Origin of the sequence: Sulfitobacter donghicola DSW-25 = KCTC 12864 = JCM 14565 (assembly GCF_000622405.1) — a bacterium.
In the GTDB taxonomy this organism is placed as follows: domain Bacteria; phylum Pseudomonadota; class Alphaproteobacteria; order Rhodobacterales; family Rhodobacteraceae; genus Sulfitobacter; species Sulfitobacter donghicola.
The window spans coordinates 1-8,571 of record NZ_JASF01000007.1; the positions used below are offsets into that span (position 1 = coordinate 1).

Annotated in this window: 10 protein-coding genes; 5 read left to right on the forward strand and 5 right to left on the reverse strand. The window is 51.8% G+C overall.

Annotated elements, in window-relative coordinates:
* Positions 1–618 precede the first annotated feature (618 nt).
* Genes Z948_RS0117320 through Z948_RS0117330 form a run of 3 tightly spaced genes read left to right on the forward strand, consistent with a single transcriptional unit; the run spans position 619 to position 2,333 of the window.
* Positions 619–855, forward strand: coding sequence for a type II toxin-antitoxin system Phd/YefM family antitoxin (locus tag Z948_RS0117320; protein WP_025060804.1), 237 nt, complete (start codon positions 619–621; stop codon positions 853–855).
* The gene (locus Z948_RS0117325; protein WP_025060805.1) at positions 852–1,256 is read left to right on the forward strand and encodes a type II toxin-antitoxin system death-on-curing family toxin; all 405 of its coding nucleotides are present in this window, start codon (positions 852–854) and stop codon (positions 1,254–1,256) included. The genes Z948_RS0117320 and Z948_RS0117325 overlap by 4 nt, the downstream gene beginning before the upstream one ends.
* Before the next feature lie 18 nt (positions 1,257–1,274).
* On the forward strand, positions 1,275–2,333 hold the full coding sequence (locus tag Z948_RS0117330) for a hypothetical protein (protein ID WP_025060806.1): 1,059 nt from the start codon (positions 1,275–1,277) through the stop codon (positions 2,331–2,333).
* 123 nt (positions 2,334–2,456) lie between these two features.
* Here Z948_RS0117330 and Z948_RS0117335 read toward each other — a convergent pair whose 3' ends face one another.
* From Z948_RS0117335 to Z948_RS18305, 3 genes are all read right to left on the reverse strand, one after another.
* A complete protein-coding gene (locus Z948_RS0117335; RefSeq protein WP_025060807.1) occupies positions 2,457–2,897 on the reverse strand; it encodes a MerR family transcriptional regulator in 441 nt (146 codons plus the stop codon).
* Positions 2,898–2,997: 100 nt separating this feature from the next.
* Entirely contained in the window at positions 2,998–3,687 is a 690-nt protein-coding gene (locus Z948_RS0117340; RefSeq protein ID WP_025060808.1) for a hypothetical protein, read from the reverse strand.
* Entirely contained in the window at positions 3,684–5,195 is a 1,512-nt protein-coding gene (locus Z948_RS18305; RefSeq protein WP_025060809.1) for a type IV secretory system conjugative DNA transfer family protein, read from the reverse strand. The genes Z948_RS0117340 and Z948_RS18305 overlap by 4 nt, the downstream gene beginning before the upstream one ends.
* Positions 5,196–5,369: 174 nt before the next feature.
* Here Z948_RS18305 and Z948_RS0117350 point away from each other — a divergent pair, with 174 nt between their 5' ends.
* The gene (locus Z948_RS0117350) at positions 5,370–5,729 is read left to right on the forward strand and encodes a plasmid mobilization protein (protein ID WP_025060810.1); all 360 of its coding nucleotides are present in this window, start codon (positions 5,370–5,372) and stop codon (positions 5,727–5,729) included.
* The gene (locus tag Z948_RS0117355; protein WP_025060811.1) at positions 5,698–6,933 is read left to right on the forward strand and encodes a relaxase/mobilization nuclease domain-containing protein; all 1,236 of its coding nucleotides are present in this window, start codon (positions 5,698–5,700) and stop codon (positions 6,931–6,933) included. Before Z948_RS0117350 ends, Z948_RS0117355 begins: the two co-directional genes overlap by 32 nt.
* Before the next feature lie 20 nt (positions 6,934–6,953).
* On the opposite strand, the gene Z948_RS0117360 is transcribed toward Z948_RS0117355, so the two are convergent.
* Entirely contained in the window at positions 6,954–7,514 is a 561-nt protein-coding gene (locus tag Z948_RS0117360; RefSeq protein WP_025060812.1) for a hypothetical protein, read from the reverse strand.
* Between the two features lie 5 nt (positions 7,515–7,519).
* The gene (locus Z948_RS0117365; protein ID WP_025060813.1) at positions 7,520–8,533 is read right to left on the reverse strand and encodes a replication initiator protein A; all 1,014 of its coding nucleotides are present in this window, start codon (positions 8,531–8,533) and stop codon (positions 7,520–7,522) included.
* Between the last annotated feature and the right edge of the window lie 38 nt (positions 8,534–8,571).

The window sequence follows — 8,571 nt, forward strand, 5'->3', positions numbered from 1 at the left end:
AAAATTTCGTTATATCGGGAACCGACCGCGTTCGCACGATCAGGAACCAAAGTTCGTTATTTCAGGAACCAGAAATTGCCCAAATAGATTCGTTACTTTCGGAACCAAAGTTCGTTACTTTCGGAACCAAAGTTCGTTACTTTCGGAACCGTGTGGATAACTTTCCCTATATATACCAATACGTAGCGGGTGATTTTTGAGCTGGTAACTCACTACGTTAGTTAACTTAGTTAACACTAGGCTTCGGGCTTGCCCTTCGCCTAAAAGGCATCCGCCTTTGGCGGATACTCAAGCCGCTATATGCGCCTCACGGCGCACGCGGCTATTGTTCGCTTCACTCACCAAAGGGAAAAGGCGACGTGCCTAGAACCCTTGCACCTGTTTCGCTGAGTTGATCCCTGATCCATGCCAGAACATCCATCAAGGGCAAGCAGGCTTCGCCTGTGCTACGCACCCTTGATGGACAACCTGTCACGGCTCTTTTCGGGATCAGCGAACAGGCTCCGAAGGGAAAGGCACTTAACCAAAGCATTCCCACATCCCGACAGGTAGGAATATCTTCTTATGGACAAAATGGACATTTTAGCCATACAATAGATGCAACGAAAGGAGACTGCCATGACACGTGTCACAGCAACAGAATTTAAAAACAACATTGGCGCATTCAGCGATGCTGCAATGCAAGAACCAGTTATCATCACAAGCCATCAGCGTGATCGTCTAGTCTTGCTATCAGCGGATGAATATCAACGCCTGACGGGAACACCAGAAGGCGTTTCAGATGATCGAAAGCGCCTCATTCGTGAACGCGCAGAATACCACCGCAACACTATCGTTGAGCTTGCCAACCGATGAGTGAGCCAAGCTGGCTGACGCAGGATGATGTTGAAGCGATCCACGAACAGATGATCGAAATAGGCGGGGGGGCGCATGGTTTGCGTGACCCCGCCCTTTTGGAATCTGCACTTGCCCGCCCTCAAAACCTTCATGCCTACGGTGAAAACGATACCTTTCAACTCGCGGCCAGCTATGCCGAGGGTATTTCCCGCAACCATCCTTTTGTGGATGGAAACAAGCGGACAGCCTTTGCAACAGCAGACCTTTTCTTAGCTGAGAATGGACAAAATCTCGATCAAGCCAAGGGCCATGAACATGCAGAAATGATGGAGCAACTCGGGCAAGGTCATATCAGCCGCGAAGAGGCTGCGGATCACTTCCGCGAGCATTCCCGCTCTGTACAGCAGGACGAGAGATAGAGGACGGTAAATTTCACTATGGCTGTAGATTGGAATGACGAGCGGCATAAGAGAGATGCTGCAAAATCACATGCAATGACGATGGGAGCGCTTGGTAGCGCAGCATCCCCAAATGAACATTACTCTGACTTCCGATATGGGCAGCAACTTGCAGGTAAGGGCCAATCAGCGGAAACGTCAGGTGAAGGTATGGCTTTCCTTTTTGCCTTCATTTTGCTGGCAGCAGGGCTATTCCTAGCCTTCTTGGGGATTTTCAATGTTTTAAGAGGCGTTTCGGAGTGGGCTGCGTACTTCTCGGGAGATGCTCATATCATGGATATTAGAGATCAAGATTTTGGTTTCGTTCATAGGTATGACCGATATTTCCGATACAGCTCAACGGTACCGCTTATGTCGATTATTGCGGTGCTTCTATCCTCCATAGTTTGGATTTATTTTCTGCTTCGCAGCCTGTCAGGTGAAAGGCTTACATTCATCCTTTTTTCTGTTGTTTCCTTGATGCTTGTAACTGCATCGTTAACGCTGTGTGACCTTGAAACTGCGTGCAAGGCTAATGTTGTTGCATTTGACCGAGGCGATGCTTGGTACCTGCCGTCGCGTGATGGAGCTGGTTGGGGTGCTTTGTTTGGAGCTGGTTGGATACTGGGCGGGTTAGTCGGATTGCGTTTTCTAATTCAAAAAACGCGCTTGCGTCGGTTTTTTGAAAGAATTGATGCTACTGTATCTAAGCGACAAACTATCGAGCTGATTTTATCTGTGGTGTTCTTGGCATTTGCGGTTCCAGCAGGTCTTGCCTTGACCATCATACCTTTGACTACGGGACAAGGGTATATCTACTTCGCTCTGACTGCTGGTGTATCCCTTCTCATCTTATCGTGCCTTGTGATTATGGCCGTGATGAAAAGGGCGAGTTGGTGGATCGCTATTTTGTTCTTACCAGTAGCGTTCCTGTTGTCTTGGGGTGCACGCTTTTATCATTTGTACGATGAGTGCAGTGATATGCAAACAAGAGCTGGCTACGAGCTTTTGTACGATGAAACATGTGCATGGCACAAAAGTTGGAATGATCCTGAATAGACGCCCTAGCCCCTGCGTGACAACGAATTGAAGGGGCGGAGCGTCCGACCAACGGGAGGCGTCCTCTTTTCAGGATATCGCAGAAGCGATTTTAAGCGCCATAGAAGGCGATTGCAGTGCTGACTACCCATTGCCCCGCAAAAAACCCAACAGGCCACCTCTGCGCGTTTCTGTGGCTTGTGTGGGTGCGTTCTGGTTGGATATGAGAAGTGTCTTGGCCTGCTCTTGCCATTTGTCTCGTTGATCCTTGAGATCGGCAATCGTACCGTCTCGATCCTCCAGAAGCTGTTTCAGGAACTTAACTTCGGCCTCTAACCCCCCTGTAACATCTGCATTTTTTGGGGTTGCGTGCGCTAACTTTTTACCCGTTGCGTTACCCCTTTCGGGGGTTGCGTCTGATTTTATGGCTGGCCACACGCGAAACAGTTCAGCAGGATCAATCTGATACCCGCCTTCTTCCGTCTTTACTGCGGAAAGCTTGCCTTTTTTGATGGCTCTTGTGATGGTGGGGATCGACCTCCCCACCTCTTTTGCGGCCTGTGATGCCGACAGTAACGTGCCCATAATGCGCCCCTTTCGTATCCTAACAGGTTACATCCTGTTTTAGGGTAACAGGGTTGCATATTCGCACGGCTCTGGCAAATCCCCCTGATAGGGTGGAAAATCAATACATCTGTTGTTTGATCCCCGCCGCCGTGTCGTTGACGGTTTCAGGGTTGGTCTGGATGGTTTCAAGGAGCTGGTTCACCCAAACAACATAGGCAGCGGAATAGTAATCGCTGACCATGTAGGGCAGGTCATGGCTCCATTGGCCGTAGGCCATGCGCAGCCCCTTGTATTTGAACCAGAAGAAGCCTTGTTCGTCGCTTTTCTCGACCCCGCCGACCGAGTATCCCGCCCGCAAGCCTTCGGCATTGTCCCAGCTATAGCGGTATTTCCCAACGCTGATCCCGTCGCGTGTGGCGGTGATGGCGATGCGGGGGAAGATAAGACGCCAGATTCCGTAGGAGGCGGCTCCGAGAGCGGCAAACATCAGTACTATTGGAACAGGAGACCAGTATGCACCATTCAGTTTTTGCCACCGTCCTCTGACGTGTCCCCATTCTTCTTCAACGAACCCTAAAGCGAAGCCGAGAGGAGGAAGGGTCATCCAGAGAAGTGCAATCACGACTAAGCCGACGACCCACCATGTTTTGATGACAGTGGGGATCGAGGCGGTAAAGCTCTCGCCCTTCGAAAATTCGGACAGATCAGCAAAACGCGGATGCGGACGGATGGCGGCATCTGTCAGGCTATATTTGCGGGGCGGATTGATCCGCAGCATCAGGGCTTCGAATTTGTCTTCGTGCTTCATTTGGTCATCCTTAGATCAGAAAATTCGTTGTCCCAGTAATTGAGGCGGCGCATCCAGATGGGATCGCCACCAGGATAAATCACGAGCTGGGCGTTTGCCTGGCGCGAGAAGTGATAGGCCACTTCTTCGGGGGTGAGCAGGGGGGTGCCTTGAATAGATTTGGATTTTCCAGAATACCCCAAGGCTGATTGTTCGTAACTGATTTCATTTTTTGAGACTTGCATCATGGATGACAGGCCGAGGCGGTCAGAGACAAATTTCATCGTCATCATGTCGTTGAGGCCGAAAGATTGGAACAGGGAGGCATTGCCGAGGAAGGTTTGCCACCGCTTGCCATAGATGGATTCGGCTTGTGTGAAGTCCTGCCAGAATGACCAGATGCGAACGCCGTACCCTGCTAGTAAGCCCGCAGCAGTTTCGAGGGCTTTCATGTGGCCGAGAACGTGTATTTCATCGAGGATCATCAGCCCTTTGGGGTCGTCACGTGGGACAGGTGGCGTCGCTTCCACTGCCGCCAGCATCCGATTGAGGAATAGGCGGAAGAAACGAGCATGGGTGTGCAGGAAGCCCGCAGGCAGGCATAGATAGATTGATTGCCCGCCGAATTTCCATGCTTTGAGGTCAGGTTTTCTGCCCGTGTCGGACAGCATTTTTGCCATTTGTGGGGATGACAAGAACAGGATGTTTTGGCGCACCGTAGATAGGACAGAGCCGCGTTCTTCATGTCCCATGGACAAAAGCGCACCTGCCGCCGCCGCTGTGACGCCCCATGCGCGATCAGGGTCATCGAGCATGGCATCCAGAAGATCATCAAAATAGGCGTCGGGGTTTGGCTTAGGGCGTTTTCCATTTTCATCGGCTGGAGGGGATAGGGGAAGATGCAGCAGGCGGCTGACCTCGATCAGATCCCGTTTCCCCGATGGTTTGGACGCTACCCATGCGTTGAATCCTCTGAGCACGAGGCGAGCGTTTGCGCTCCAGTGGTCGTTTTCTTTGCCCTGCTCAGATACGACAAGTGCATCTGCGATGCTGTCGCAATGATCGACAAAGAGTGGATCGGCGGGATCAAGATCGGCCAGAGGGTTGAAGCCTGCTCGATACTCTTCGTCAACGTCTGCCCATCCAAATGGATCGAGCACGAATACATCTTGCCCCAAACCGCCCGCAGGAACACCACGACCACGGCCGCGGCGTTCTGCTGTTAGGGTGGCGTTTTCGCCTTTGGGATCGAGCACCAAAACCGACCCTTTGTAGATTGCGAGGTTGGGCAGGATGACCGAGACGCCTTTGCCGGCACGTGAGCCTGCTACGGTCAACAAATGCCGGTCATCATCAAGGCAAATCCATTCGCCGTTTCGGTCTTGTCCAACAAGCGGCGCCGTTGGTTTGGGTGCCCATCGTTCGGATTGCGCCAGCCCTTCGGGTGGCACCCAAAGGGCACGGGGCGCACTGTCTTTCTGCGAAATTTCACGGGGGAGGCCGCGCGGCAGGTCTTCGAAACTAATCAACGTCAATCCTCGGTTACAAATGGGTTTGTGCAACTGTTACGCGCATTAAGAAAATGTTGACCCTTATTTGTCAAACTAAGAGAGTAGCGAGATATGTTTTTACTATGTAAAAACCTCGGTCATGGGGTCTAACGCCACCCCCTAACAACCCAGCTGGTGAAAGGAGCACATGTCATGGCACGACCTAAGATCGACCCTGCCAAAAGACGCACCGAACAGGTGAGCCTTGCCCTTTCCCCTATTGAGCTTGGGAACCTCAAGACCAAAGCCAGTCAGGCCGATACGACCGTGACAGCCTTCGTCCGTGCTGCCGCGCTCGGACAGCGCGTCAGTGTCACAAAATCAACCGCGCCTGATTTTGTGACCCGTGACGAGTTACGGCGGATTGGGGTAAATCTGAACCAAATCGCCAAGGCATTGAACGCCCGCAAAGATGCGTTGCCCGCCTCGCTTGTATCCACTTGCGAGAAACTAGACGCCCTCTTTGATAGGTGGCTGGATCATGATCCCCAGAGTAGCCCGCGCAGGCCGTAGCTTTAAAGGCGCGGCGCGGTATTACCTTCACGATAAACAAGCCGACACTAACGAGCGCGTGGCGTTCATCGAGACGGTGAATTTGCCCACAGATGACGCGCATCGTGCGACCGCCCACATGATCGACACTGCCACCCATGCAGCAGAGCTGAAGCAGGCGGCAGGGATCAAAGGCGGGCGTAAGATGCAATTCCCCGTCTATTGCTATTCCTTGGCATGGCACCCGTCAGAAACGCCGACGCGCGAGGAGCAAATACAGGCCGCGCATGACACGCTCAAAACCCTTGGTATCGACGATCGGCAAGCCTTGATCGTTGGCCATCGCGATACGGATCATCCGCATGTGCATGTCATCGTGAACAAGGTTTGTCCTGACACTGGCCGTTCGGCTGTCATGTCTAACGATCAGGTATCCTTGTCCCGATGGGCAGAGAAATACGAACAACAGCGCGGCCAAGTGTTTTGCAAAGATCGGGTCGAGAACAACAAAGCCCGCAAACGCGGTGAATGGCGGAAAGATGACAGCCTGTCACGCCGCCAGCACTATGAATGGAAAAAACAGGAATCCGATAAGCTATGGTCAGACTACCGCGCGGATCGTGACGCGGCGAGCGCATCGCGGCGTGGCCAGTACGACGCATTGTGGCAGCAAAAGCAGGATCGTTTCGCAGCTCGCAAGGCTGAGAACAAACAGCTTTATAAACCTATCTGGCGGGACGTGTTCCAACGGCAGCGCAAGGAGCTGAAAACCTATGACACCAGTCTGTCAAAGCGCATTGGGTTTGCTCTTAGCCAGAAGGACAGAGGGAAGCTGATGGGGGTTGTTCGCGCCTTCACCGCCGATCAAGGGCAACGTCGGGATTTTCTGGACATGCAGGCGCAGGAACGCGCTCAGATCAGCGAAAAGCAGTCGCAATCTATCCGTGACGCTGGCCGTGAGGTCACAAAGGCATGGCGGTATGATCGTGACCAGCTCAAGGCGATGCACAAAGAGCAGGATGCGGCGCGGCTGGATCACTACAAGGGGATGTCCGATAAGCTGTGGGAGAAGGGGCAGGGTGATGCGGCCAAGCAGGATTTTGACCGATCAACCGAACCGAAGAAAGCTCGTGATCCAGAGAACCAGAAACGCCGTTCAGCGCGTGATATTATGCAGGAGCAGCGTGAGCGTTCCCGAAAGAGACCGCGCAGGCCGAGGCGTTGATTATGGCTGGCTGTTACCATCTAGTTCTTAGATGCTGGAGGCAATAGATCACTTCCAGAGTTTTCTGGCGCGGAGTTCTCTTCGCTTAGGAAAGTAAAGATTTGATCCAGATCACGGGCTATGTAGATTTCATTGCCTGTCTCGACTTCTTCAGACGGTCTAGAGAAGAAAATTTTGTCGCTATATATTCTTGCTGAACTAGAGACATTAACACTGCACACCAAAGTGTACCTCAATTCACTGTCAGCCATCTCTTGTGCTGTGTTGAGGTACAATCCATTTCTCCCAGACCCGTATATTTGTTGTGCCCTAGAGAGGGAAATTCGGAATTTCTCACTTTTATAGCTGTGTATATTCTCAATATCTTGAAGGTTTGCCCCTTCAAGGAAGTGAATATTAGAGGGGTACTCTTCGAAAGATAAGATTTCTTCGAAGGCCTCTTTGAACATTGGGCTCGTGCAATTGATATCGCTAAGGTCCGAAAAAATGAATTTTTCATATGGGCTTTGTCTCGAACTTACGAGATATGCGACGACGGTAACCGAAATAGCTACAATAGCAGTGATGATAGATTTATTCATTGTTATTATCCACGTTGGCTCTTAGCCTTTTTACAATAATTCACGAAGGCAGCACCCGCGTTTTTAGGTGGGTTGCCTTTGCCTGCCTCTGCCCTTGCATAGCTCAGCCAGTTGTCGCGTAGTGCGTAGTAGTCCCAGCCTTTTTCACGGGCAATCTCGCGGGCTTTTTCGTCTGCCCATTCGGGGATGAAAATATCCTGCCCCAGCTCGATCTTGGCCGACCGAGGGCGGAAGGTCACAAGGTCTTTGTCATCCAGTTCGATGCGATAAAATGGCGTGTGATCTTCTTCGATGATCTGGCGCAAGTTTAGGCGAAACCGTTTCAGAGGCGCGTTGCTTCCTGTCTTGGCTTGCAGTTTTTCGAGGCCGATATGCCATTTTGAGGACTTTCCGCAATGTTTGCGGGCAATCTCATATATCCGCCGTTCCAAGGGGCGACGCAGGCGGAAGTAGTCTTCTGAGATGCTGACAATCTCATTCGATTCAATCGCGCGCATGAACCAGTCGGACAAGATGACTTCGCAATAGTCGAGTCGCATCCGCTCGTCGTCTTTGAAGACGAAGCCACTGCCTGACTCGATGAGCGAGAATACTCGTGTTTGCGCCTTTCCGCCTGTTTTGATGTTGGTCACGAACTGAGTACCAGCGAGGCGCACAAACGCATCTTCGAGGCGTTTGTACTCGATACCGCCCGTCTTGCGGTTTGTGGCAATCATCAGTTCACGCGCAGAGAACCTGACGGTTTTTCCGATCTCTTTGCCTTGGTTCTTCATCGCCATCAGTTGAGAGACGCAGAAAATCAGAATGTCCTTGTCAAAGATCGTGGGCAGGCCGTTTCCAGAAGGCACGATTTTGAGTTTGTGGTCGCCGTTCTGATAGGTCAGGTGGCGGTGGTCAGGCTTCGTGGCAAGGCTAAAAATCGGGTGTTCCATCGAGGCGGTGTCGTCCTTGGGGACAACATCGGAAATGTCGAGAACAAAGAAATCCTTTTGAGGGTGTCGAATGGGAAGTAAAGCCATGAATCGATGCTATCCGATTTTCGTTATATCGGGAACCG

Coding starts and splice junctions, on each gene's coding strand:
- Z948_RS0117320 (WP_025060804.1), top strand. CDS start 619: ATGACACGTGTCACAGCAACAGAATTTAAAAACAACATTGGCGCATTC.
- Z948_RS0117360 (WP_025060812.1), bottom strand. CDS start 7,514: ATGAATAAATCTATCATCACTGCTATTGTAGCTATTTCGGTTACCGTC.
- Z948_RS0117335 (WP_025060807.1), bottom strand. CDS start 2,897: ATGGGCACGTTACTGTCGGCATCACAGGCCGCAAAAGAGGTGGGGAGG.
- Z948_RS0117350 (WP_025060810.1), top strand. CDS start 5,370: ATGGCACGACCTAAGATCGACCCTGCCAAAAGACGCACCGAACAGGTG.
- Z948_RS0117355 (WP_025060811.1), top strand. CDS start 5,698: ATGATCCCCAGAGTAGCCCGCGCAGGCCGTAGCTTTAAAGGCGCGGCG.
- Z948_RS0117365 (WP_025060813.1), bottom strand. CDS start 8,533: ATGGCTTTACTTCCCATTCGACACCCTCAAAAGGATTTCTTTGTTCTC.
- Z948_RS0117330 (WP_025060806.1), top strand. CDS start 1,275: ATGGCTGTAGATTGGAATGACGAGCGGCATAAGAGAGATGCTGCAAAA.
- Z948_RS0117340 (WP_025060808.1), bottom strand. CDS start 3,687: ATGAAGCACGAAGACAAATTCGAAGCCCTGATGCTGCGGATCAATCCG.
- Z948_RS0117325 (WP_025060805.1), top strand. CDS start 852: ATGAGTGAGCCAAGCTGGCTGACGCAGGATGATGTTGAAGCGATCCAC.